The following is a 26,441-nucleotide window of genomic DNA, read 5'->3' as shown; positions in this document are numbered from 1 at the left end:
CTGTTAAACTGATTCGTGGGAAAGTCTCCCGTCAAGTTGAGATAACAACTAATGAAGAGGGCTTTCCCTTTTGAATGTTCATAAAAAAACTATTTGACAAACTCCTCGCGGATTAGATTTGTTGAGACTGATGCAAAATTGAAAAGAGAACCTTAAAAATTCAAAAATTCTAATTAGCAAAAGAACCCAAAAAGAAAATGAGGCGAGGCACGAGTTAATTTATCTGGGGAGGGTATCAAAATGGTTGAGTCAATTATTACGTTTCGTAATGTGACCAAGAAATACAAAGATACAGTAATTTTGGAAAATATCAACTTTGAGTTGAAGAAAGGCAGATTTTATACTCTGTTGGGACCGTCTGGTTGTGGAAAAACAACTACACTGTCCCTAATTGCGGGTTTCACTGATGAAAGTTCAGGAGATATCTTAATGAATGGACAAAAGATAAATCATATTCCTGCAAACAAGCGTAAGATTAATACCGTTTTTCAAGATTACGCCCTCTTTCCTCACCTCAATGTATTTGATAATATTGCATTCGGGTTGAAGATTAAGAAAAAAAGTAAAAATGAAATTAACGAAAAGGTAACTGAAGCCTTAAAAATGGTTCGCTTACCTGGTTTTGGTGACCGTGAAATTAGTGAGATGTCGGGCGGCCAAAAGCAAAGAGTAGCGATTGCCAGAGCTTTAGTCAATGAACCTGAAGTGTTATTACTCGATGAGCCACTTTCTGCATTAGATATGAAATTGCGTAAAGAAATGCAATACGAATTGCGTGAACTTCAAAAAAGGTTAGGAATAACATTCATTTTTGTAACGCATGATCAAGAAGAAGCGCTTGCAATGAGTGACGAAATATTTGTAATGAATCATGGTGAGATTATTCAAAGAGGTACGCCAACTGCAATCTATGATGAACCTTTAAATAAATTTGTGGCTGATTTTATTGGTGAAAGTAATATTATCGAAGGTACAATGATTGCAGATGGAAAGGTAAAATTTGTAGGAAAAACTTTTGAATGTGTCGATGGCGGAATGAATGCGAATGAGCTTATTGAAGTTGTTTTGCGACCAGAAGATATTGAAGTGACTGAATCTCAAAAAGGTAAAGTTGTTGGTACTGTAATTTCACAGCTTTTTAGAGGTGTTCACTATGAAATCGTATGTACAGATATTGATGGAAATGAATGGAAAATTAGATCTACTAAAAAAGTGGAAGTCGGAGCTAGTGTAGGGTTAAATTTTGAACCAGAAGCAATTCATATCATGCGGGCAAATGAGAGTGAAGCTGAGTTTTATCAACGGTTAGAGAAGTATCAGGGAAGCTAGGATAGTTTATTTAAAGTAATAATAATTGAGGAGGAGAAAAATATGAAAACAAGAGGACTTTATTTTAGTTCATATGTCCTGTGGTTAATCTTTTTTGTCCTAGCACCTGTTGCACTTATTCTATATCAATCGTTTATTGGAATTAACGGTCATTTTACAATTGATAACTATGAGAATTTTTTTAAGGTTAGTGCATACTTACAAATGACTTTTAATTCAGTTTTATATGCGGCGTTAATCACATTAATTACATTATTGGTTAGTTATCCAACAGCATATTTTTTAACAAAGACAAAATATAAACAACTTTGGTTAATGTTGGTAATATTACCAACTTGGATAAATATTTTACTGAAAGCATATGCATTTATTGGTATTTTTAGTCAGTCAGGTCCAGCTAATAATTTCCTAGAATGGATTGGACTTGGAAGCCATCAATTACTATTTACAAATGCAAGTTTTATGCTTGTTGCTGCATATATTCAGTTACCATTTATGATTTTACCAATTTTTAATGCAATTGATGACCTAGATGAATCATTAATCAATGTGAGTCATGATCTAGGTGCTAATGGATTTCAAACATTTTGGAATGTAACTTTCCCACTAACATTGAATGGAATAAAAAGTGGAGTACAAGTTGTTTTTATTCCATCGCTTTCGTTATTCATGTTGACACGCCTAATTGGTGGAAACAAAGTTATCACGCTTGGAACAGCAATTGAAGAAAATTTTCTTGTTACACAAGATTGGGGGATGGGATCAACAATTGGTGTGATATTAATTGTTACTATGATACTGATTATGTTCCTCACAGGTGAGAAGAAAAGGAGGAGGAGATAATGAATAATAAAAAAGGACATATTGGAAGGAATATATATCTTGTTTTTGTTTTTTTAGTTCTTTATCTCCCAATTTTTTACTTAATTTTCTATTCTTTTAATAGTAGTGGGGGAATGAATCATTTTTCACACTTTACTTGGAATAATTATAAAGAAATATGGGCGGACCAACGATTAATTTTAATTACAGTGCAGACATTTTTTCTGGCATTTTTGTCTTCGTTACTTGCAACAATTATTGGAACTAGCGGAGCACTAGGCATTTATTCGGTCAAAAATCGACAAATAAGAACACTTATTTTAGGATTAAACAATATTCTTCTAGTATCTCCAGATGTAATTATAGGATCAAGTTTCTTAATTTTCTTCACAGTTTTAGGAATTAACCTAGGTTTTACATCTGTGTTGTTATCACATATTGCATTTAGTATTCCAATTGTAGTGTTGATGGTGTTACCTAAACTACAAGAAATGAATTCTTCCTTTATTAATGCAGCTCAAGATTTAGGTGCAAATCAATGGGAGATATTAAAAGGTGTTATTTTACCGACAATTACGCCAGGTATAATTGCTGGATATTTTATGGCGTTTACGTATTCCTTGGATGATTTTGCAGTAACATTTTTTGTGACAGGAAATGGATTTGAGACGCTCTCTGTTGAAATTTATTCAAGAGCAAGGCAAGGAATTAGTTTAGAGATAAATGCTTTGAGTGCTTTGATGTTTCTGTTTTCTTTAGTTTTAGTCATAGGATACTATTTTATCAGTAGAGATAGTCCAAAAACTAATCGTAGAGAAAAAAAGATGCATCAAGACTTGATTAGATAGCGAGGTAGGCAAGGTGAAGAAACTAAATGTTATGTTTTTTGGAATTATTTTGATTTGCCTAGCACTTTTTACGGCCGAATATGAGCTTAATAAGGATAGTGGCGGGGGAAAGAGTGATAAAGTAGTTAATATTTTTAACTGGGGCGATTATATTGACCCTAAATTAATTACTAAGTTTGAAAAACAGACTGGGTATAAGATTTCATATGAGACCTTTGACTCAAATGAAGCAATGTATACAAAAATAAAACAGGGCGGAACCTCTTATGACATTGCAATTCCCAGTGATTATATGATTCAAAAAATGATTCAAAATCATCTCTTATTAAGAATTGATCATAAAAAACTTAAAGGGTTAAGTAATATTGATTCAAAATTTTTAAATCTTTCATTTGATCCAGAAAATAAGTATTCTTTACCTTATTTTTGGGGGACATTAGGTATTATTTACAACGATAAGTATGTCAAAGCAAGTGAAGTTAAGCATTGGAATGATCTATGGAATCCACAATTTAAAAATAGTATTATGCTAATTGATGGTGCAAGAGAAGTTATGGGGTTAACTTTGAATAGTCAAGGTAAGTCTGTGAATGATACAAATGCCAACGACTTAGAAGCAGCATATAGAAAATTGAAAAAGTTGTCGCCAAATGTTAAGGCAATTTTAGCAGATGAAATAAAAGTTTATATGGCACAAAACGAATCACCAATTGCGGTTTCATACTCGGGTGAAGCAATGGAAATGATGGATGATAATAAACATCTTCATTATACAATTCCAAGTGAAGGTTCAAATATTTGGTTTGATAATATGGTAATTCCAAAAACAGCAAAAAATATAAAGGGGGCTTATGCTTTCTTGAATTTTATGTTAAACCCAAAGAATGCAGCACAAAATGCAGAATACGTTGCATATGCAACACCTAATGGAGCTGCTAAAAAACTACTTCCAAAAAGTATGCAAAGGGATAAAGTCATGTATCCTTCGAATAAGACAATCGCTCATCTTGAAGTTTATGATGCTTTATCTCAAAAAAATCTAAGCAAATACAACGATTTATTTTTACAATTTAAGATGCATTAAGATAGTGGGGGAGAAGATAGGGAGAATGGAAAATCGAAAATTAGGTATGGCCACTGGGATGACTGCATATACTTTGTGGGGGCTATTAGGTCTTTTTTGGAAATTGTTAAGTGTTGTCCCAGCCTTAGATACATTGGCTTACAGAATTATATGGTCTTTGGTGGTAATTGTAATTGTAGTAACTTTTCAAAAAAACTGGGGACAGACTGTCAAAATAGTGATCGAATTAATTAAAAATCGAAAAATTTATTGGATTATTTTGAGTGCTTATTTAATTACTATCAATTGGTTTATCTATATTTATATGGTTACTCACAATCAAGCGACTGAGGCAAGTTTGGGATACTATATAATGCCTTTAATGAATGTTGCAATCGCTGTGTTTTTTTTACATGAGAAGTTATCACGCAGCAAATTGATTGCACTGGTGCTTGTATTGATGGGTGTTAGCATTTTGACTATTCAGACTGGAACATTACCAATTACAACGTTACTGATGGCAGGTTCATTTTGCTTATATGGTTTAATAAAAAAACAAGTTCAGCTTCCTGCAACAGTATCAATCACTTTAGAAACTTTATTTGTTGCACCAGTGGCAATTATTTATTTATTAATTTCACCACATGTAATGACTCAAAATGGTACAGAGGTTACTGTATTATTAATAGTTAGTGGTATTATAACCGTGATTCCGTTACTATTATTTGCTGTAGCAACAAAAAATACGGATTTTATAACGCTAGGATTTATTCAATATTTGAACCCAACTATCCAGTTATTAACAGCAATTTTCTTCATGGGTGAAACGTTCGATATGCATAAAGCAATTGTTTTTGCTTTTATTTGGTTAGGAATCTTGGTATTTGTTTTTGGTAATATACTGACGTATCATAAAGCGAGAAATTAATTTTTTAAAATTTTATTAACCTAGCGAAAGATCAAAAACTCAAAGAGGAGAAAACATGCAAGATTGGCAAAAATCTTGGGCACAAAATAAGTATTGGATAATGTCTCGGTCACAACATTTTTATAATGAAGTTAGACTATTGGCAAAGGAAAATCAGTGGAATGATGAAAGTCAACGACGTTATCAGTTTATTTTGGATGAAGTTGAACGGATGTCTCCTACCAAAGCTACATTGACAACTGCTTATCAGCATGTATGGGGATACTTCAAAAAAGTTGTAAATGCTAACGAAATAAAAAAGTATCAAATTTTACTGAATGAGTTAGATAAAGGCAATGATAAACTTGGGATATATTTGGTTGAACTTACTGATAAATATGGAGTTCAGTATCTTTTAGACTCTGTTTTGATAAGAAAATTAAGAAAGGAAGCTAAGAGTTGAGGTTATGGCATGAACAACTTATTCCTAACTTACCAAGGCAACAATTACTTGGGCAACATAGGGAAATTGCGGCTTTAAGAGGAAATGGATGGGGGAAAAAACATGCAACAGTAGACTATGTTTTTTTATATACGCCATATAAGCTATATCAATTTCATGTTCTCGTTATGGATGAAATGAAACTGCGAGGATATCATCCTGATGAAGTATGGTATAACAAAAATTATCGAGGTAAAAAATGCCTAGCATATGAGAACCTTGAAACAATTAAGCTGACAACACCAATTTACCCAGAACATAATAAAGAATATTTTGAAGAATGTATTCGTAATTTAGAGAGAAAAAATATTAAAATTTAAAAACTCCTTTTAAAAAAGGGAGTTTTTTTTATTGTCAATTTAAATAATGATATTGCAAATATAGTTGGATTAAGTAAATCAAAAAAACAAACAGAATTATTTAGAATAAAGCGGACGCTAACGCTAGGGTCACAATAGGCATCTTTTTATTTGTTTTTGAAAGTAGAGTTATGGAAAAAAGTTAGATTAAAAGAAATGTGTTTTAAATTAAATTAAAATTAGAAAAATTGTTGATTTGCTAATTTTAGTTTGCTAATATTCTAAGTATTAATTCACTATATGAAATTTACATTCATATAGTGAATTAAAAATTGAGATTCATCCGTTCTTTGAAAAATGCATAAGAAGTTAATTTTACGTTATTTTCGGCAAGAGTAAGAGAAATTTGATTGGCTGTTGTTTTTACAAGTTGTCCTAAAATAGGAATCTGTTTTTTGTCAGTTCTAAAAATTGGCTTGGCAACGGTTAGCGCACCTAAAATTTTTTTATTTGAAAAAATGGGTGCAGAAATTGCGACAACATCTGGTGTTGTGATTTCATAACTTACAGACCATCCTTGTTTTCTAACATTTGCCAATTCATTTTGTAGTTTTTTGGGGGTTAAGTTTCCTGGGCGTAATAAATTTTTATAAGGTGAATTAATGACATTTTCAATGATATCATCTGGTAAAAAAGCAAGGATTGACCAATAAGAAGCACCAGCATATAGCGGAATCTTTTTGTTAAGAGAAACTGCAAAACTTACTTTGTTTTCGGGAATTACGGCATCAATGTTGATTGCATAATTTGATTCACTTTTTATCAAATAAACTGCTTCTCCAGTCTCTTTCATGAGTTCTTCCAAATATGGGTGGATCATCGTGTAAATGTTATATTTTTGAAATGCAAGGAAACTAAATGTCGTCAATGCAGGACCAATTAGATATTGCTTTGAATCTGCTTCTTTTATCAGATATTCATTGGCAGCAAAAGTTTCTAATATACGATAGACATTGATTACCGGAATTTCTAATTCTTGAGAAATTTCTTTTGAGGTCCAGCGGCTATGTTCTTGGGTAAAAAGATTTAATATTTCTAATGCTTGATTAAGTGTTTTTAACAAAGTATCACGTCCTAAGTGTAATTTTTTATAGTTTACTATTTATTAAAAATTTAAGCAAAGAAAAAAATAAAATGGGGTGAATCAGATGGTTTTAAAACAAGTTATAGATGTTAAAGAAATAATTGATGATGGTCGTGTAAATGGAAATGAAATTGTAAAACTTTTTGAATCCTTCCATGATGTCGATGTAGAGGTTACGGAAGTGAGGGGAGAAAAAGGCAAGACAGATTTTGTTAAAATAACAATTCCTGGTTCTAACGGCAAGTTAGCTGGTGGGGATGCTCCCACACTTGGAGTGGTTGGACGACTTGGTGGATTAGGAGCACGTCCAACTAGAATAGGTTTGGTTTCAGATGGAGATGGAGCAATCGCAGCAGTTTCAACTGCTTACAAATTAGCATTAATGCAGACAAAACTAGATGTGTTACCAGGAGACGTTATTGTAACGACACATATTTGTCCGGATGCACCTACAGCTCCACATTATCCAGTCGATTTTATGGACTCACCTGTGACAATAATGGAGATGAATCAACACGAAATTACTTCCGAAATGGACGCAATTTTATCAATTGATACAACCAAGGGGAATGTAATCATAAATCATAAAGGGATTTCAATTTCTCCTACAGTAAAGGCTGGCTATGTATTAAAAGTTAATTCTGATTTGGTACGAATTATGGAGATGGCAACTGGACAACTAGCAAATACTTTCCCTGTAACAACTCAGGATATTACTCCTTATGGAAATGATGTGTACCATGTTAATTCAATTTTACAGCCTTCAGTTGCAACTAATGCTCCCGTTGTAGGGGTAGCTATCACAACAATTAGCGCAGTTCCAGGCTGTGGAACAGGTGCAAGTCATGAGATAGACATTGCAGATGCTGTCCGTTTTGCAATTGAGGTAGCTAAAGAATTCACTGCAAAGAAAATTCAATTTTATGATGAAAAGGAATTTGCACATCTTGAAAAATTGTATGGCTCAATGAGTCATCTACAAACATACGGTAATGTGGATTAATTTAGGAGATGAAGTGTTTTGAGTGAATCAATTATTGAAGTAGCAAAGAATATTTTAAAGAACAATCTTGGGGTCAAGGAACAAGAAAAAGTTTTAATTCTAAGTGATGAAGATAAGAGTGAATTAGGCAAGTCTTTGTATAAAGCTGCTCAGAGCCTGACAACAAACGCAGTATATATTGAAATTCCTGACTCTAGTCGCGCAGGTGAAGAGCCACCTTTAATCGCAGCCAAAGCTATGGAATTAGCGGATGTTGTTGTATGTATTACAAAGAATTCTGTGACACATACAAATGCTAAAAAAAATGCAGTTTTAGCAGGTGCTCGTGTGGCTACGATGCCAGGAATTTCCGAAGAAATGTTCACTAAAGGAGCAATCACAGCAAACTATGAGGAAGTTACAGTTTTAACAAATAAACTTGTTGCACAACTTGATCAGACAAAAAAAGTCAGGATAGAAAAAGATGGATTTCAATTTACTTTTTCAATTGAACAACGGATGGGAATTAGAAGTATAGGTGTTTATAAAAATATGGGTGAGTCAGGGAACTTACCATCAGGTGAGGCCTATATTGCACCAGTTGAAGGATCTGCAAATGGAACATTAATTGTGGATGGATCATTTGTTGGAGTTGGTAAGTTAGAAGAGCCTATCAAACTTGTAATAAAGGATGGTCGCTTAGTTGACATTATTGGCTATTGTAGTGAAACAATTTTAAATATTTTGGGACAAGGGTTAGGTCGGAATGTCGCCGAATTTGGAATAGGAACGAATTTAGCTGCAAGAATAACTGGCAATATTTTAGAAGATGAGAAGGTAGCTGGGACAGTCCATATTGCTTTTGGAAGTAATAAGACGTTTGGTGGAGAGACTGAAGCGGGAGTCCACTTGGATGGAATAATTTTGACACCAACCTTTTACCTAGATAATAAGTTGATTATGAAAGAAGGAAAATTTATATAGAAGGGAACAAAGCGATGATTGGATTGATTAGAGTAGTTACTTTAGAAAGTTTTGATGACATTAATAAACACGCAGAGATTATCAAGAGGATGTTTGGGCTGGAGATAAAAAGCGCATGTATTCCAGAACAATATAGTGGAATACATGATGAAGAAAGTGAAAAATTAGCTATTCCAAAGATTATCGAATTAGGTAAGCAGTTTAAAGAAGAAGGATGTAGTGCATTAATTGTTAGTTGTGCGGCGGATCCTGCAATTGATCAGTTAAGAAATTCTACAGGGTTGACAGTTATTGGTGCCGGGAGTAGTGCTGCATTAGTTGCACGTGCAACAGGTAAACAAACGGGTGTAATCGGAATTACAGATGAAGCTCCAGCTGTTGTTAAAGAAAACTTAGGTCAGTTGTTTGCAGGCTATCTAAAACCAGAAGGAATTAATAATACCAATGATTTATTGACACCATTAGGTCAAAAAAATTGTATAGCTGCAGTAAAAAAGCTACTGCAAGATGGTGCCCAACAAATCCAATTTGCATGTACGGGAATGGGAACAATTAACTTAAAAAGATTATTAGAAAAGGTTGTTGATGTTCCAATTGTTGATGCAGTTGAAGCAGAGGGATTATTTGCGAGTTTTTATGTAGATAGTGAACAAAACACAAGCTCAGGAGGAAAATAAAGATGAATAACGAAGAAAAGCATCCTAAAGTATTTGAACTTGCAACACTTATCCTGATTATTATAACAAGTGTCATTGGTGCAATAATTGGAATACAAATTATTGTTACTCTGGGGGTTACACCTAATACGGCTATTATTGGAGCCTTGATTGCAATGCTAGTATCAAGAATTCCAATGCACTTTTTTAAGAAATATCAGTCTATTCACAGACAAAACTTGATTCAAACTGCCATTTCATCGGCAACATTTGGAGCAGCAAATAGTTTGTTAATTCCGATTGGTATTCCCTTTGTTATGGGAAAAACTGACTTGATTTTTCCAGCATTGATTGGAGCGGCTTTAGCGATGTTTGTAGATTCATTTATGCTTTATCGCTTGTTTGATTCAAAACTCTTCCCAGCGAAGGAAGTTTGGGCTCCAGGTGTTGCTACAGCTGAATCGATTCTTGCAGGGCAAAAAGGTGGAAAAAGAGCTGGGTTACTGGGAATTGGTGCAGTCATTGGCTTGATTGGTTCAATGTTGTCTATCCCTATGTCTGCATTTGGGGTTGCTTTTATTGGTAATGAATTTGCACTAGGTATGTTTGGGTTAGGTCTATTGATTACACAATATGCAACACCTTTGTTTCATTTAGATTTAAGTTCAATGTATGTTCCACAAGGAATTATGATTGGAGCAGGAATTGTGGCACTAATTCAAGCTGGTGTCTTGATTTTTGGAAATAAGGGAAAAATTGATGTTGAATCTGAAGAAGAGATGACAAGATCTTCGGCCTCCGCTAAAAAGACATTAGGATTAGGATATTTATTGTATTTCTTAATTTCATTAGTAGTTGCAGTTATGGGTGGTTTATATTCTCATATGTCAATTGGAATGTTTATTTTGTTCCTTTTATATGCAGCTTTTGCGGCAATTGTCCATGAAATTATTGTTGGAATTGCAGCTATGCATTCTGGCTGGTTCCCAGCCTTTGCGGTAGCGTTGATCACATTATTAATTGGGATTTTATTAGGATTCCCACACGAAGCATTAGCGATTATGGTGGCCTTTAGTACAGCTACAGGTCCAGCTTTTGCTGATATGGGCTTCGATTTTAAGACAGGTTACATTATTCGTGGTAATGGTAAGGACAAGCAAGCAGAACAAGAAGGACGAAAACATCAGTATCATGCAGGATTAATTGCATTTGGAATTGCACTTTTGATTATTGCAGCAAGTTATCATTTCTTATTTTCACAAAAAATGTTTCCACCAGTTGATGCAGTTTATGTATCAACAATAAAGGCTGGGGCTTCAATAAAGATTGCAGAACAGATGGCAGTTTGGGCAATTCCTGGTGCTATTATTCAATTAATTGGTGGTCCAAGTAAACAACTTGGAGTTATGTTGGCAACTGGTTTATTAATATCTACTGCTAATGCATGTTGGGCGGTCTTAATCGGTTTATTGATTAGAATAGTAGTTGTTAAGATTTGGGGTAAAAAAGCAGAAGCACCAATGGGAATTCTTGCATCTGGGTTTATCGCTGCTGATGCACTCTATTCATTTGGAACGTCGGTATTTAAGACAATCAAATAAGAGGTATTATAAATGAAAAAGGTATATATGCTAACAATTGGTCAATCTCCAAGAAGTGATGTTGCTCCTTTAGTTGAAAAAATTTTGGGAACAGAACTTGAACTGGTTCAAGCAGGCGCTTTAGATGATTTAACATATGAAGAAGTAAAAAAGCAGCTTGCGCCAACAGAAGGAACTGATAGTGAATATATCTTAGTCTCAAGAATGCGTGATGGAAGAGCTGTTAAAATGGATCGAAGTAAGCTCGAACCACTTATTCAAAGGAAAATTGATTTAGCAGAAGAAGCAGGATATTCACTAATTTGGTTACTTTGTACGGGGGAGTTTGCTAACTTGAAAACCAAGAAAAGTATTTTTTTGGAGCCAGATAAAATTATTCCGACGGTTGTAAAAACAATTATTGGGGATAAGAAATTAGGAGTAGTTGTGCCTTTAGCTGAACAAGTTAAAGAAATGAACGGTAAGTTTAATAAAGTTGGGCTAACACCAATGTATACTGATGTTTCTCCGTACACGGGTACGAAAGAACAATTTTTAGAAGTTGGCAAGAAACTGTCCGATAAGGTTGATTATATTTTGATGGATTGCATGGGTTACAATGAGGAATGGAAAAACTTAGTTGAAGAAAGTTCAGGTAAACCAACTATATTATCAAATGCACTGATGGCAAAATTAACTTCAGAATTTGCCTGAAATAGGAAAACTGTTTGCAAAACGCAGACAGTTTTTTTATTTGTATAATCGGGTATAATAATGAATGAGGATCTAGGTGGAACACAAATATAAAATGTTTGAGGAATGGTTAGGTGTTTATGAATAATTTTGTGATTTCAATGTATGATAAAACACAGCATGAGGCAGGTCCAAAAGCTAAAGTTGATGTCGTTAACTTTTTAGCCAAATTAGGTTTTGAAAGTATCGTTTTTTATTTTAATGGTGCAAGAAAGGCAGAATTATTAAGCCTAAAGCAAGCAGCGTGGGACATTCCACGACAGATATCAAAAGAGAAGATGCAAGTAGCATTGTTTCAGTATCCAGCATTAAATGAGCGAAGCAATGTAGCAATTTTGAATGCTGTAAAAAAGAGAAAGAGCAAAATCTTTTTACTCTTACACGATGTTGAATCATTAAGACTGCACCGTGATGATATAGAGTATGTAAAGCATGAAGTGAGTTTCTTTAATCAAAGTGATGGAATTATTGCACACAATCAAAAAATGGTTAAGTGGTTAAAATCAGTCGGTGTTATTAAGCCAATCGTTTCGTTACAGATATTTGATTATGATAATCCACAAAAAATGCTAACTCATGATGAATATCATGGCACGGTTTGCTTTGCTGGAAATTTGAAAAAATCAGAATTTTTAAGCAAAATGAAGATGCAAACAAAAATATATTTGTATGGACCAAATCAGGCACAAAAATATCCTGAAAATGTTAGTTATCAAGGATCTTTTGACCCAAATGAGCTTCCAAAATATTTAAAACAAGATTTTGGATTAATTTGGGATGGAGATAGTTTAGATGAATGTAACGGAGTTTTTGGTGAATATTTAAAATATAATAACCCACATAAAACATCGTTATATTTGAGTTCGGGATTACCAGTCATAATTTGGGAAAAAGCAGCTCTGGCTGACTTTGTGAAAGAAAATAGAATTGGATTAACAATTAAAAGTTTATGTGAACTTGATGAAACATTAACACACATAAATATACAAGATTATTTTGAGATGTGCAAAAATGTAGCAACTATTGGGGAAAAGTTGAGGTCGGGATATTATATAACAGAGGCTACTACAAAACTTGTCAAGTTGACTTAGAGGAGAAATTAATGATACCTAAAAAGATTCATTACTGTTGGTTTGGTGGCAATGAGTTGCCAATTGAATATCAAAACTATATTGCTAAATGGGGAGAAATCTGTCCTGACTATGAAATAATTCAATGGGATGAAACAAACTATGATGTCACAAAAAATAATTATATGAAACAAGCATACGAACAAAAGAAATGGAGCTTTGTATCTGACTATGCAGGCTTTGATATTATTTATCAAAATGGTGGAATATATTTAGACACAGATGTGGAACTTTTGAAGCCACTGGATGATTTATTAGATACAAGAGTTTTTATGGGGATGGAAGAAAATGAAGGTGGAGTTTGTGTTAATCCAGGGCTAGGTTTTGGTGCAGAACCTAAGAATAAAACAATCAAGGCACTTCGTGATATATATGATAACGTCGATTTTATGAAAAAAGATGGTGACCTAAATATTGTTGCTATACCTGTGTATACAACTGATTATCTTGTAAAAAAAGGACTTGTTAAAAAAGATGAGAAACAAAAGATTTCAGAAATTAATGTTTATCCAACGGAATATTTTGCTCCAATGGATTTTTTGACAGGTGAGTCAATACAGACACAAAATACAATAAGTATTCATCATTATAGTGCACTATGGCAAGATGAATTAAGTCAAAGGCATACACAGACTATTAGGGAAATTAATCGTAAATTTGGTAAAAAATTGGGAATGAAAATTAACTGGTTTTTCCGCGTAACATGGGGAATTAAACGTAGAGTAAAAAAATTTTTGAAATGATAGTGGTGAAGGTGTTTAATAATGATCAATAATAATTCGGTTACATCGAAAAAAATAAGTGTGGTGGTGCCAGTTTATAATGTACAAGATTATTTAAAAAAATGTGTAGATAGTTTATTGAACCAAACAATGGATGATGAGCTTTTTGAAATTATTTTGGTGGATGATGGTAGTACGGATAATTCGGGACAAATTTGTGACGATTATCAAGTAAATTCTAATAACGTTAAGGTACTACATAAGAGTAATGGTGGATTATCCGATGCGCGTAATTTTGGATTAAGTTATGCAATAGGAGAGTATGTGCTTTTTATTGATTCAGATGATTATGTGGAAAATAAAATGCTTGAAAAGATGTACGAGCTCAGTAGTGAGGGTACAAAAAAAATTATTGAGTGTAATTTTTTTTGGGATTTTAAAACTAAAAGCAAACAAGATTTTCAAAAAAAATATAAGTCTATTCGAGACTATTTAATCAATGGACGCGTTGTTGCGTGGAACAAACTTTATTTGCGTGAGTGGATACAAAAAACGGGTATAAAATTTCCAGTAGGCAAACTTTATGAGGATCAATGTTTTTTCTTCAAAATGGTAACATGGTTAGATAACATTGATGAGGTTGCGATTGATACAACGTGTGAGGTCCATTATGTGCAAAGAGAGGATTCAATTTCATATAATGAAACTAAGAGAATTGCTGAGATTGCTTGGATATACGAAGACATTCTTAATTATTATGAGGATAGGCAAGTACTTACTAAGTTTCATGATGAATTGGAGTATCGATTCTATCGTAATCTCTTTGGGAATGTGTTGCTACGAAAAGTCTTAAGGGTTAAAGCAAAAAAAGTTAGAAATGAGTTGCTAAATTTAATTTGGATAAAAGTTGAGTTGTGGTTTCCAAAAAGAAAAAATAATCCATATTTGAAAAAAATTAGCGCTAGTAATTTATATTTATGTTTAATGAATAAGGCTTTCTATGCTCTTTTGTATCTGATTTAAAAACGATAGTCTTCATAAGAGGAGCTGCAAAATAATATGTGTACAACTATTTTACAAACTGCAAATGATGGAAGTCATGTTTTTTCACGAACAATGGATTGGAAATCACTGCAAGCGGGTCCAATTTTCGTTCCACGTGATTTCAAGTGGCAAAGTGATTTTAATAATCAGAACTTCAAAAATAAATACGCAATACTTGGAACTGGTAAAAAAAGACAGTTTGAAATTGATATTTCTGATGGTATTAATGAACGTGGTCTGAGTGTGCAAAAACTGACATTTAGTCATGGAGCAATATTGGATAAACAACTTTCTGATAATCATATTGGGCTTGCACCTTTTGAATTACCATTTTATTTATTGGGAATGTATGGTTCAGTTATAGAGGTTTTGCAAAATATTGCTGATATTCAATTGATGGTTGGAGAAAATGCAGTTCGAAAATATGAAAATCCACACTTGCATTACGCACTTACTGATGAAACTGGTAGGTTTATTATATTAGAACCAAATCAAAGCCCACTAAAGGTAATTGAAAATAATTATGGTGTTGTGACAAATGCAGTAAATTTTGCAAACCAAGTACAACAGCTTGCAGACTATCTTAATGTCCGCTCTGATTTGGCAGAACAAAAAATGCTCCCTCAAAAAATTAGCGATGGAAGCTTTGCAGCCAAGAAGGTGCCAACCAGTGCCTATACGCCTACTGGTCGATTCTTACGAGCTGTTTATTACCGGGAACGAGCAGATGTTGCGCAAGATGAAACCGAAAATATAATAAGTAGTTGGCATATATTGAATAGCGTTGTTGTACCAAAAAGCAAAAATTATCAGACAAATTATACTGTTTATCGGGTAGCATATGGTGTAGAATCACGAAGATATTTTTTTGAAAGTTATAACAGTTTAAAACCAATTCAATTAAGATTAACAAATGAAATGGCGATGAGAAAATCCTTGAAGATATATGAGATTGCTGATAGATTATCATTAGATTAGTGGTATGCTTTTATTTATTAAATATTGAGCTCCGGATTCAATGATAATCAAAGGATTTACTAGTCACTTTGGAAGATAATATATTGAATGTCTTTGTAATTGGTATATCATAATTTACGTGTTATAAAATATGACAATTACAAACGGAGGCAGATCATGCGTGTTGAAAGAGATTGTGTTGGTGAATTGGAAATAGAAAAAGATGCATTATATGGAATTAATGCGGTAAGGGCAGCTCATAATTTCCCGATTTCAGAGGAAAAGAGTAATCCACTATTGATTAAAAGTATGATTGAAGTTAAGAAAGCAGCAGCAATGGCAAATCATATTTCAGGTGCGATTGATGGTGCAAAAGCGCAAGCAATCATCGGTGCGTGTGAACAATTACTTAAAGAAAAATATAATTCTAAAGCATTTATTGTTCCAGCATTTCAAGGTGGAGCAGGAACTTCAGTTAATATGAATGTTAATGAAGTAATTGCCAATCTTGCTAATAGAAACAATCACTCACAAAATATCAATCCTAATGATGATGTAAATCTGGCTCAATCAACAAATGATACATTCCCAACTGCCGGAAAGTTAGCGATGTTAAAGTTATTACCAAGTCTGCAAGAAAAGGTGCTAGCCTTAGTTGAAGTGCTTGAGGAAAAAGAAAAGGAATTTAAAGATACTGTAAAACTTGGAAGAACACAATTACAAGATGCAGTTCCAACAACATTTGGAAATTCATTTAGAGCATATGCTTCATTATTTAAGAGAGATTATAGTCGTTTGAGAAATGTCGAGGAACACTTGGTATTTGTTAACCTTGGTGGGACGGCAATTGGAACAGGACTAAATGCTGACGATATTTATCAAAAAAAAGTAGTTGAAAAACTTAGTCAAATTACAGGAATTCAGCTAAAACAGGCAAATGACTTAATAGATGCCACTCAAAATTGTGATGTTTTTTTAGAGTTATCAGGTGTACTAAAAACACTAGCCGTTGATTTATCAAAATTTAGCAATGATTTACGTTTATTATCTAGTGGGCCACAGGCTGGTTTTGCAGAATTAAAATTGCCAGCAAGACAAGCAGGTTCTTCAATAATGCCAGGCAAAGTAAATCCAGTAATTCCAGAAGTTGTAAATCAGGTTGCTTTCCAAGTTATTGGAAATGATGCAGCCATTACAATGGCAGTAGAAGGTGGACAACTTGAATTAAATGCATTTGAACCTTTGATATTTAGAAACTTGTTGCAAAACGAAACATTCCTTGAGCGTGCAATTACAACACTAATTGATAATTGTGTTTCAGGTATTGAAGTTAATCAAGAAATCTGTAAAAAAGAAGTTGAAGATTCTGTTATTTTGGCAACTGCGCTAACACCTGCATTGGGATATCGGGAAACAACAAGAATTGTGAAATTGGCAATGAAAGAGCATTGCAGTATCAAAGAGATTGTATTATCTGAGGGAATAATGGCAGAAACCAAATTTGATAGTTTGATGAATGCAGCTAATCTTTTACATGAAAAAATTGCTGAGGTAACTGTGTAAAATATGCTTTTAGGTGATTGCATAAAAAGAAGATACCACTAAATAAAGTAATACAATGTAAATTTGTAATTGTCTGTATAATAACTTGAGCTATTAAGCATAGTAGGTTATAAACAGGTCTATAATTAAAGTTAATACAGCTATATAATGGGAATAGTAAGGGATAGGTCAGAATTTAGCTTTTGACCTATCCCTCTTTATAGCCAAAATCGCGCTCCAAGTTGACTTTTGTTATAGTCGTTTTTCTTGGTTAGTATCACCCTTTTTAATCAAAGAGAATCTTGTATTTACCATAACCTTCTTTTTCTAAATCTGAACTTGGGATAAAACGTAATGAAGCAGAGTTTATACAATAACGTAAACCGCCATCTTGTAATGGACCATCAGTAAAAACGTGTCCTAAATGAGATTTAGCATTTTTACTTTTAACTTCTGTTCGATGCATTCCAAATGACCAATCGGCTTTTTCAAAAATATTATTTTTATCAATCGGTTTAGTAAAAGATGGCCACCCACATCCAGCATCATACTTGTCAGTTGAACTAAATAAGGCTTCCCCACTTACGATATCAACATAGATACCATCTTGATAAAAATCATCGTATTTACCTGTAAACGGATGCTCAGTAGCTGCGTTTTGTGTTACATCATATTGTTCTGGTGTTAACCGTGATTTAAGTGATTTTTTATCTTCCATATAATTCGCGACCTTCTTTTTTTAATTATCTGACTCAATAATACAAATTGATAAAAAGAAAGTAAACCTTTTAGGACATTGGAGAGTGTATCTAAGGTGTTTTTTAATTATTTATTCTAATTAGATATAAATAAAATAAAAAACCAGTAACAACGCTATTTTACAAGCCGTTATCACTGGTTACAGGTTAATTAATGGATCATGTCGGATTTGAACCGATGACCTCCTACATGCGAAGCAGGCGCTCTCCCAACTGAGCTAATGACCCGAAAAACAACAATCATATTATATCATATATAGAGGTAAACGTTTAAAAGAAATTAAAAAAAAGGATTATACTTACACCTAGAAAGCTATTTAGATATAGGGGAGTTGCAATATGAATATATTATTTGAAGTGTTAGGTGTAATTATCACTGTTATTATTGCTAATTTTTTAGCCCAGCGTTTTGAGTTCATGCCACAAGCGCTTTGGCAAATTTTCTTGGGTATAATAATTGCAATTATTCCAGAGCTCGCTAAAATTGAGATTGATCTTAATCCTGAGTGGTTTATGGTATTGATTATTGCGCCGTTACTTTTTTATGAGGGACAGCAGACAAAAATAAAGATTGTATCTAAGAATATAAAAGAAATCGTGCAATTAGCGGTTGTTCTGGCCTTTATTACAATATTTTGTCTAACTTTTTCTTTAAAGATATTGTTTGAATGGCCAATTGCACTTGCGTTAGCATTAGCCTCAATTGCTACACCAACAGATGCAACTGCTCTTGAATCTGTTAAAGAAGGGCTTGAAATGCCTTTTAAAAGTGAGCAAGCGTTGACATTTGAATCAATGTTTAATGATGCAACAGGATTAGTAGCATTAGAATTTGCAGGAATTTTGGCAAGTACAGGCAAATTTTCTGCAGTGGCAAGTATAATTAAATTTTTGACTGTTTCTTTAGGTGGAGCTGTTTTTGGTATCATAAGTGCACTAATAATCGTAAGAATTAGACAAGGCCTTTTACGAAAGCAGTTAAATGATTTAACAGGACATATAATGCTTCAAATTTTGACACCACTTATTATTTATATGCTAGCTGAAGAATTACACGTTTCTGGGATAATTGCTGTTGTAATTGCTGGAATTTTCCATCGGGAAGAACAGGATCGTACACTTTTACAATCTTCGCAGATGATTAATTTGGTAAATCAGTTCTGGAAATTACTGACTGATTTGTTGAATGGAGTTGTCTTTGTAATTTTGGGAACCACAATTGTAAAAATTTTTGCCTTTGAATCGAGTTTTTTAGAATTAGCAAAATTTCTGGAAATTGCATTTGTATTGTACATAATTATGTTTTTAGTCAGATTTGGGTATATTTTCAAAAAAGTGAAAAAATATAAACCTGCAGCTATTTTTGCAATTGGAGGAGTCCATGGAACGGTCACGTTAGCGTTAGCATTAACAATTCCAGTGACTTTAGGTATTGCAGAATCTTCCACTGTCGTCCAAGAATTACTAGTAATTGCCGTTTTTTTAATATTACTTAGCATATTAGTACCGTTATTTATATTGCCGGTGATCTTAGAGAAGAAAAAAATGGGTTATTCGGTTGTAGAATTGCGTAATGCTCGTACAGAACTAGCTAATTTAGCAACTAATTATATTGATCAACAAGAAATTGATAAGAGTCTAAAAAAGGGTTTGTTACTTCGAGTACATTCCCAAATGGGATACGATGTTAAAGTCGATGATTCTATTTGGCAAGAAATAAACAATCAACTTAATAAAAAAAGTGATGAAGCAATCAGATCAGCAAGAGCGCAAGGCACTTTGTCTATCGACGCAGTTAATTTGTGGGATAAGATGGTACTTGGAAATATGCAGATAAAGAAAAAAACAATCAAAAAAAGGCACGTGTATATTGAGGTAATTAAATATAGTTTGATAAATTTAATCAGGAAATTTTTTAGAAAAAATACAATTGAAGATGAAATTAAGCGGACAAAAAGGGAAATAAGTAGACTTGAAAAGAAGAATGATAAAGTAAAACCGGTCACTAAGAAAAACAAGATTATGAAAAAAATAAAGATGTACAAAAGACGTTTATATTTACTAAAAAATTATGCAAATGTTGATCAACGAAGTAGATGGATTAATGCTTACGACGAACTAGAGGAGTTCTTAAAACCGATAAATAATGAATTTATATCACAGTTAGAAAAACAAGAGCTAGATATGGGAATCATTGTTGCACTGAAGCAAAGTATTTTAGCACAACAAACAAGGATGCAAAGGAGTTTAGCCGCAAAAGAAACTGAAAATACTGAATTAAGCAAAGTGCTACAATATGAATTAACACAGATAAGTTTGATGGTACAAAATAACAAGATTAGTTCTGAAGTGGGGAAACAATTGTACAATGAAGTTGCAGCTGCTCAAAATCTAGTATTTGCTTCTTGATATTGAGAGTGGAATTAAATTTTTTCCAAACGCGAACTATCTACTAAATTATTAACAAAATGGTTTGACTTTTACAAAGCTGATGACTAATATAGAAGGTATCCCATTCAAGAAGGTAGTGATTTATGAGTAATGCAAGTGTTTAAGGGTAATTTTTTTCATACACCAGTTTATGGTAAAGTCGAATATTTGAGAAATGGATTACTATTGGTTAATGAAAGAGGAATTATAATAGATTTAGTATTAAGTGACAATCCAAGTTATTCTGAAATATTTGACGAGGCTCGTACCAATGGAAGTTTAATTGATTTTGATGACAAGTGTGTTTTGCCAGGATTTGTAGATTTACATATACATGCACCGCAGTGGCCACAAGCAGGAGTTGCGCTTGACGAGCCATTAAACGTTTGGCTTGACGAATGTACTTTTCCACTAGAAGCTAAGTATGCAAATATTGATTTTGCCAAAAAAGTATATTCAGACTTAGTACAACAACTTATTAATCGTGGAACTACTACAGCTGTTTATTTTGCAACGCAACATCTTAATGCGAGCATTGAATTAGCAAGAATTTCAAGTAACCTTGGTCAACGTGCATTTGTTGGTAAGGTTGTGATGGATAACCAAGAACAGACACATGATTATTATCGTGATGTCAGTTCTGAACAAGCAATCTTAGATACGGAAAAGTTTATCAAAGCGGTGCGTAAATTGGGTGAAGACGTCAAACAGGGAGTTTATCCTGTTGTTACGCCAAGATTTGTTCCTAGTTGTACAGATCAGACACTTGAGGCATTAGGGAAACTAGCTAAAGAGTACGATACCTATATACAAACCCATTGCAGTGAAGGACAGTGGGAGCATGATTACGTAGTTGAAAGGTTTGGAAAGCGTGATACTGAGGTTTTAGCCGATTATGGATTGCTGACTAACAAGTCAATTATGGATCATTGCAATTTTATAGATGAACGAGATGGCGAAATATTTGCAAAGCATGGAGCTGCAATCGCACATTGTCCAATATCTAACGCATATTTTGCTAATGGGGTATTGCCTGTTAAACGTTTAAAGCAACAAGGTGTTAAATTGGGCCTTGGAACAGATATTTCAGGAGGATTTTCACCAAGCTTGTATGACAATATTAAGCAGACTGTTATTTCAAGTCGTATGTTAACTGATGGGGTAGATGTGAAAGTCGAACAGGAAAAAAGAGGAGTTTTTGATTCAAAAGTTTCAATTCTTGAATCATTTTATCTTGCTACAAAAGGCGGAGGAGAAGCGCTTAATTTACCTGTAGGAACTTTTGAAAAAGGACAAATATTTGATGCACAAGTATTAGATTCGAGTCACTTGCCTGGTTTTAGTATGTATAAGACACCAAGTAGTCAGTTAGCCAAATTATTATATTTGAGCGAACAAACTGATATTTCTGAAGTATGGATTCAAGGAATTAAAGTAAAATAATCTTTTTGAGGAGATTCAAAAAATGGAAAATGCAAATCGAGTAAAATCTTCAAATCTATCAATTGGAGTAGATGAAAAAATTTCATGGCAACAATCACTTGTTTTAGGATTACAACATGTCTTAGCAATGGATGTATATGTACCACCTGTGATTATCGCTTCTGCGGTAGCGATGTCCTCAACAAATTCAGCTGCACTTATTCAGTCAACATTTTTAGGTGCCGGAATTGCATCATTAATTCAAGTAATCTTTTTCTTGCGTTTGCCAGTATGTCAGGGACCGTCCTTTGTTCCAATTGGAGCTTTAGCAGGTATTATCATTAGTGATGGTGGGAAGTTAGATACGGCGATGGGTGCAACTTTGGTTGGGGCAATCGCGGTTATCTTACTTGGATTGACGGGTGTTTACAAATACATAGTACGTCATTTTATACCTTCAATCGTGAGTGGCACAATTATTATGATTGTGGGATTGACACTTTTACCAACAGCTTTTACAAGTAATATTTATATTTCAACCAAATCATTATCGATGGATCAAAATGTATTGCTTGCTTTTATAACAGCAGCGATTATGATTTTGTTTTCAATGCTTGGAGTTTATTTTTCAAAGTTCGGTCGGATTTTTAGGATAAGTTCAGTAATTATTGCTCTTGCATGTGGGTCATTTGTTGCCTCACTGATGGGTGGCTTGAATTTATCTTCTGTAGCGAGTGCACCATTTTTCAGTTTGCCTCATATCGCATTTATTAACTATGGACTTTCTTTTAATTGGTCAGCAATTTTAACAATGTTAGTGATTTACTTGGTATTAATGGCTGAAACAACAGGGACTTGGTTTGCTGTGAGTGCTGTTATTGAGGAACCACTCAGCGATGAGCAAGTTAATCGTGGTGTAATTGGTGAAGGAATCGGTTGTTTTGTGGCATCAATAGTAGGTGCTACACCATTGACTGGATATTCTACAAATGCTGGGATCATTTCAATTACAGGTGTCGCTAGTCGTCGTGTTTTTGTGGGTGCATCAATTTTCTTTATTGCACTTTCATTTTTAGGAAAATTATCGGCGCTGATTAATGCAATTCCATCTGCAGTTATTGGTGGTGTCTTTGCAGTTGTTTGTATGGTAATTATGTTAAGTGGGTTTAGAGTAATTAAGAACGAGGAATTTTCTGAACGTGAATTGTATATCATCGGTGTACCATTGATTTTCGCAATTGGCTTATTGTTTATGCCATCTTCATTATCAAAACATGCACCACAATTATTGCAATACTTATTAGATTCTCCAATTGCAATTAGTGCGATTGTAGCAATCGTAATGAACAAATTAATTCCCGCAAAGTAAATGACTATAAAGTAAAAACTATCTTGTGGATCAACGAAATGAGTTGATTCGCAAGATAGTTTTTTTAGAAAAAACTTTGGATGGGTGTGTTTCCCTCTTCATATAGAAGAATTTCTTTGGCACAACGGATTGAAGATTGTTGCAATACTTCAATGGAACTTGCACCAATATGAGGTGTCACAATGACATTTGGCAAGGTACAAACTTCAGCAATTGGATGTTTTACACCAGAATCTAAAACATCTAAAGCAGCTCCACCAATAGATTGTGCACTCAATGCAAGATAAAGTGCATCGGTATCAATTAGTGAGCCCCGAGCGGTATTTATTAAGAGGGCACTCGTCTTCATTTTTTTCAAAAAATCGGAGTTAATCAGGTTATTGGTTTCATTTGTAGCTGGAATATGGAGACTTATTATGTCTGATTCGCTAGCAATTTGAGCAAGTGCAACTTGTTTACCATATTCCAAATTTTTTTGGCGATGATTATACACCAATAAATTGATGTCGAAAGGTTTGAGAATTTGGCTTAATTTTTGTGCGATTTTGCCATATCCGATTAGCCCAATTGTTTTTCCAGTAAGTAAAGTACCATCAAAAAATTTGTCGGCATGATTGACAGGGATTTTTTTTAACAAATTAAGTATAAGCGTTAAGGATAATTCAGCAACAGAAGTGGCATTGAGCCCAGGAGTATATGTTAAGCGAATTTGCCGGCTTTTAATATACTCAAGGGGTAAGTTATCGACACCAACACCATGTCGTGCAATTATTTTTAAATTTGGGAATAACTCTAATTCTGCGGGAGTTATTTTAGTTGCACGAATAATTAATGCTATTACTTCATTTGGATTACATAAAGCTAGGCTTGCTGGTATTGATAATTCTTTATTCTTCTGAAATACGGTAAAATTATTTTCTTCCAATAATTTGATGCCATCATCAGCAATTGGATCGACAACATATACTATTTTCATTATTATTTCTTCTTTCTTAGGCTCGCAACACCTGCGGATAATCTCTTCATTGCTTCAACAATAATTTGTTCGTCGACTGCAAAAGAAAGTCTGACGAAGTTGTCACCATATTTTGAGAAAGAACTACCAGGGACGACAGCTAATTTGTAATCATATAACATTTTTTCAGCGAATGACCATGAATCCATACCAAACTCCGAGATATCGAGAAAACAATAAAATGCGCCAACAGGACGATTAAATTTTAGGCCTATTTCATTGAGAGAGTTCACTAAAATATCACGGCGACGTTCAAATAATAGTGCCATTTTTTGTGTTTCTGGGAAGTCGGTAGTTAACGCTGTAATTGCTGCCTTTTGTGCCATTGATGCCGGACTAGCAACTGCATATTGATGGACTTTTAAAGCTTGTTCTACAATTTTTTCGGAGGTTGCAATATAACCAACACGCCAACCTGTCATAGAACTTGATTTTGAAACACCATTAACAATAATTGTACGTTCTTTCATTCCTTGAATTGAGGCAATTGATGGAGCAATTCCTATGTCATCGTATACTAAAGTTGCATACATTTCATCTGTTAATACGTATAAGTCGTGTTTAATGATGATTTCTGCCAGTTTCTCTAGTTCACTTACTGTTAAGATGGAACCTGTTGGATTATTTGGATAGTTTAAAACGACTAATTTAGTTGAAGGTGTAATTGCATCTTCTAACTGTTGTGGAGTTAACTTAAATTCAGATGAACAAGTATCCACTAAAACAATATTACTTTGAGTGAGAATTCCAGATCCTAGATAACCTGGGAAGCAAGGAGCTGGGATGATAATTTCATCGTTAGGTTCAAGTAATGTTCTAAAAATAGTATCGATTGCTTCTGATCCACCAACAGTTACAATGATTTCATTTTTTGCGGAATAATTAAGTTGATAGTGTTGTTCTAGGTATTCAGAAATTGCAGAACGCAATTCTAAGTCTCCGGCATTTGGAGTGTATTTTGTTACGTTTTCGGTAATAGCATTAATTCCACGGAGTTTAGTGTTTGGTGGGGTTGGAAGGTCGATTTCACCGACAGTTAATTTGATTGCTCCCGGGACTTTGGCTACTAATTCATTGAATCTACGTATTCCTGTTCTTTGAAGATTTGTTACTACATTTTGATTTAAAGGTTTTACCATGTAAAAAAACTCCTTAATTGTTTATTGATTAAATCAGATTATATCATTATTGTTTATGTAGATTTTAATCTTTTTGTTAAATTAAATTTTATTTTGGAAAACTTAGTTAAACTCCTTTTTTTTCAATGAATATAAACTAGACAAACAATAAAGTATGTGTTTATTATTAATGCTAACAATTTTAATTATTATAAAAATTTATAGGTAGGTGAGTTAGGTTGCTTAATTATAGATGTATTCCAGTAGGTGAGAGTGCAATGCTTATTAATTTTGCAGATAAGATTGATATCCGTGAAAATGTATTGATTCATAAAGTTGTCAAAGCATTGAAAAAACAAATCAACATTATAGAAACAATAACACCTGCATATAGTAGTATTCTAATAAATTTTAATGCGTGTATGATTACTTATCGAGAAATTAATGAAAAGGTTAACCAAATTTTAACTGTTTTTGATACGTCTTCTCAAGATGAGCAAGTAAAGGTGATTGAAATTCCGGTTTGCTATGATGATGAATTTGCCATAGATATTAAAGAAATTGCAGAATTTGGGAATATGAGTATCGCTGATTTAATCAAATTACATACAAGAGATAACTATTTTATCTATATGTTAGGTTTCATGCCATGCTATCCTTATTTAGGTACAACCCCTGACAGAATAGGGATACCACGCTTAGAAACACCGCGGGGGAAAGTTCCAGCGGGAAGTGTTGCATTAGCAGGTAAGCAAGCTGGTATTTATCCGGTTGAGTCACCTGGTGGTTGGCACATAATTGGAAGAACCCCTATTGTTTTGTACAATCCTGAAGAACCTCAAGCAAGGTACGAAGCAGGAAACTATCTTCATTTTTATCCGATTTCTAAAACTGAGTTTTATCAGATAAAAGAATTAGACAATAGAGGAATGTTCCGATTAAAAGAGAGAGTACTCGGAACACCCTTTAATTAATTGGGGAATGTTGAAATTCTTGGGAGCATTTTCTCAGCACATATTTATCCAAAAAAATAAAGAAGGTGTGCCAAATTTTTTATTTTGGCAC

General features: G+C 33.7%; 25 protein-coding genes and 1 tRNA gene. 21 read left to right on the top strand and 5 right to left on the bottom strand.

What is annotated here, in order from left to right:
* Positions 1-240: 240 nt before the first annotated feature.
* From FC80_RS01860 to FC80_RS01830, 7 genes are read left to right on the top strand one after another with little or no spacing between them, the layout of a single operon-like run.
* Positions 241-1,329 (top strand): ABC transporter ATP-binding protein, encoded by a 1,089-nt coding sequence (locus FC80_RS01860; protein WP_057828453.1) that lies wholly within the window; start codon positions 241-243, stop codon positions 1,327-1,329.
* Positions 1,330-1,371: 42 nt separating this feature from the next.
* A complete protein-coding gene (locus tag FC80_RS01855; protein WP_057828452.1) occupies positions 1,372-2,172 on the top strand; it encodes an ABC transporter permease in 801 nt (266 codons plus the stop codon).
* Positions 2,172-2,999 carry an ABC transporter permease gene (locus FC80_RS01850; RefSeq protein WP_057828451.1) on the top strand — a complete coding sequence of 276 codons (828 nt, stop codon included), beginning with the start codon at positions 2,172-2,174 and terminating at the stop codon, positions 2,997-2,999. Before FC80_RS01855 ends, FC80_RS01850 begins: the two co-directional genes overlap by 1 nt.
* 13 nt (positions 3,000-3,012) lie before the next feature.
* Positions 3,013-4,083 (top strand): ABC transporter substrate-binding protein, encoded by a 1,071-nt coding sequence (locus tag FC80_RS01845; protein WP_057828450.1) that lies wholly within the window; start codon positions 3,013-3,015, stop codon positions 4,081-4,083.
* Between the two features lie 25 nt (positions 4,084-4,108).
* Entirely contained in the window at positions 4,109-4,990 is an 882-nt protein-coding gene (rarD, locus tag FC80_RS01840; RefSeq protein ID WP_057828449.1) for an EamA family transporter RarD, read from the top strand.
* A gap of 55 nt (positions 4,991-5,045) precedes the next feature.
* Complete coding sequence (locus FC80_RS01835) at positions 5,046-5,432, top strand: DUF1722 domain-containing protein (protein ID WP_057828448.1); 387 nt, start codon at positions 5,046-5,048, stop codon at positions 5,430-5,432.
* Positions 5,429-5,791: a TIGR02328 family protein gene (locus FC80_RS01830; RefSeq protein WP_057828447.1), complete on the top strand. Its 363-nt coding sequence runs from the start codon at positions 5,429-5,431 to the stop codon at positions 5,789-5,791. Before FC80_RS01835 ends, FC80_RS01830 begins: the two co-directional genes overlap by 4 nt.
* Before the next feature lie 304 nt (positions 5,792-6,095).
* Here the strand turns inward: FC80_RS01830 and FC80_RS01825 are convergent, their stop codons facing one another.
* On the bottom strand, positions 6,096-6,893 hold the full coding sequence (locus FC80_RS01825) for an IclR family transcriptional regulator (protein ID WP_057828446.1): 798 nt from the start codon (positions 6,891-6,893) through the stop codon (positions 6,096-6,098).
* A gap of 85 nt (positions 6,894-6,978) precedes the next feature.
* On the opposite strand from FC80_RS01825, the gene FC80_RS01820 reads away from it, so the two are divergent.
* The 10 genes from FC80_RS01820 (at position 6,979) to FC80_RS01775 (ending at position 17,285) form a co-directional block, all read left to right on the top strand.
* A complete protein-coding gene (locus FC80_RS01820; protein ID WP_057828445.1) occupies positions 6,979-7,917 on the top strand; it encodes a DUF1177 domain-containing protein in 939 nt (312 codons plus the stop codon).
* An 18-nt stretch (positions 7,918-7,935) separates the two neighbouring features.
* On the top strand, positions 7,936-8,880 hold the full coding sequence (locus FC80_RS01815) for an aminopeptidase (RefSeq protein WP_057828444.1): 945 nt from the start codon (positions 7,936-7,938) through the stop codon (positions 8,878-8,880).
* A 14-nt stretch (positions 8,881-8,894) separates the two neighbouring features.
* Positions 8,895-9,557: an aspartate/glutamate racemase family protein gene (locus FC80_RS01810; protein WP_057828443.1), complete on the top strand. Its 663-nt coding sequence runs from the start codon at positions 8,895-8,897 to the stop codon at positions 9,555-9,557.
* A 2-nt stretch (positions 9,558-9,559) separates the two neighbouring features.
* Positions 9,560-11,137: an OPT/YSL family transporter gene (locus FC80_RS01805; protein ID WP_187327426.1), complete on the top strand. Its 1,578-nt coding sequence runs from the start codon at positions 9,560-9,562 to the stop codon at positions 11,135-11,137.
* 12 nt (positions 11,138-11,149) lie between these two features.
* Positions 11,150-11,830 carry an AroM family protein gene (locus tag FC80_RS01800; protein WP_057828441.1) on the top strand — a complete coding sequence of 227 codons (681 nt, stop codon included), beginning with the start codon at positions 11,150-11,152 and terminating at the stop codon, positions 11,828-11,830.
* A 119-nt stretch (positions 11,831-11,949) separates the two neighbouring features.
* Positions 11,950-12,960, top strand: coding sequence for a sugar transferase (locus tag FC80_RS01795; protein ID WP_057828693.1), 1,011 nt, complete (start codon positions 11,950-11,952; stop codon positions 12,958-12,960).
* A gap of 11 nt (positions 12,961-12,971) precedes the next feature.
* Positions 12,972-13,742, top strand: coding sequence for a glycosyltransferase family 32 protein (locus FC80_RS01790; RefSeq protein WP_057828440.1), 771 nt, complete (start codon positions 12,972-12,974; stop codon positions 13,740-13,742).
* Between the two features lie 21 nt (positions 13,743-13,763).
* On the top strand, positions 13,764-14,744 hold the full coding sequence (locus FC80_RS01785; RefSeq protein WP_057828439.1) for a glycosyltransferase family 2 protein: 981 nt from the start codon (positions 13,764-13,766) through the stop codon (positions 14,742-14,744).
* Positions 14,745-14,780: 36 nt separating this feature from the next.
* Positions 14,781-15,743, top strand: a complete 963-nt coding sequence (locus FC80_RS01780; protein WP_057828438.1) for a linear amide C-N hydrolase — start codon at positions 14,781-14,783, stop codon at positions 15,741-15,743.
* Positions 15,744-15,899: 156 nt separating this feature from the next.
* Positions 15,900-17,285: an aspartate ammonia-lyase gene (locus FC80_RS01775; protein WP_057828437.1), complete on the top strand. Its 1,386-nt coding sequence runs from the start codon at positions 15,900-15,902 to the stop codon at positions 17,283-17,285.
* Between the two features lie 265 nt (positions 17,286-17,550).
* On the opposite strand, the gene msrB is transcribed toward FC80_RS01775, so the two are convergent.
* Positions 17,551-17,982 (bottom strand): peptide-methionine (R)-S-oxide reductase MsrB, encoded by a 432-nt coding sequence (msrB, locus tag FC80_RS01770; protein WP_057828436.1) that lies wholly within the window; start codon positions 17,980-17,982, stop codon positions 17,551-17,553.
* A 195-nt stretch (positions 17,983-18,177) separates the two neighbouring features.
* Positions 18,178-18,250: transfer RNA gene (locus tag FC80_RS01765), tRNA-Ala, on the bottom strand.
* 111 nt (positions 18,251-18,361) lie between these two features.
* Between FC80_RS01765 and FC80_RS01760 the strand changes: the two genes are divergently transcribed.
* From FC80_RS01760 to FC80_RS01750, 3 genes are all read left to right on the top strand, one after another.
* Positions 18,362-20,431, top strand: a complete 2,070-nt coding sequence (locus FC80_RS01760) for a cation:proton antiporter (protein WP_057828435.1) — start codon at positions 18,362-18,364, stop codon at positions 20,429-20,431.
* Between the two features lie 132 nt (positions 20,432-20,563).
* Positions 20,564-21,895, top strand: coding sequence for a guanine deaminase (gene guaD, locus FC80_RS01755; RefSeq protein WP_057828434.1), 1,332 nt, complete (start codon positions 20,564-20,566; stop codon positions 21,893-21,895).
* Positions 21,896-21,917: 22 nt separating this feature from the next.
* The gene (locus FC80_RS01750; RefSeq protein WP_057828433.1) at positions 21,918-23,243 is read left to right on the top strand and encodes a uracil-xanthine permease family protein; all 1,326 of its coding nucleotides are present in this window, start codon (positions 21,918-21,920) and stop codon (positions 23,241-23,243) included.
* 64 nt (positions 23,244-23,307) lie between these two features.
* Here the strand turns inward: FC80_RS01750 and FC80_RS01745 are convergent, their stop codons facing one another.
* Positions 23,308-24,219 carry an NAD(P)-dependent oxidoreductase gene (locus tag FC80_RS01745; RefSeq protein WP_057828432.1) on the bottom strand — a complete coding sequence of 304 codons (912 nt, stop codon included), beginning with the start codon at positions 24,217-24,219 and terminating at the stop codon, positions 23,308-23,310.
* A 2-nt stretch (positions 24,220-24,221) separates the two neighbouring features.
* Entirely contained in the window at positions 24,222-25,397 is a 1,176-nt protein-coding gene (locus FC80_RS01740; RefSeq protein WP_057828431.1) for a pyridoxal phosphate-dependent aminotransferase, read from the bottom strand.
* 218 nt (positions 25,398-25,615) lie between these two features.
* Here FC80_RS01740 and pxpB point away from each other — a divergent pair, with 218 nt between their 5' ends.
* Positions 25,616-26,350: a 5-oxoprolinase subunit PxpB gene (pxpB, locus tag FC80_RS01735; protein ID WP_057828430.1), complete on the top strand. Its 735-nt coding sequence runs from the start codon at positions 25,616-25,618 to the stop codon at positions 26,348-26,350.
* Positions 26,351-26,441: the final 91 nt, after the last annotated feature.

It is taken from the genome of Liquorilactobacillus cacaonum DSM 21116 (assembly GCF_001436735.1).
Lineage (GTDB): Bacteria > Bacillota > Bacilli > Lactobacillales > Lactobacillaceae > Liquorilactobacillus > Liquorilactobacillus cacaonum.
Note: the sequence above shows the minus strand (reverse complement) of the source record. Positions and strands in the feature narration are given on the sequence as shown.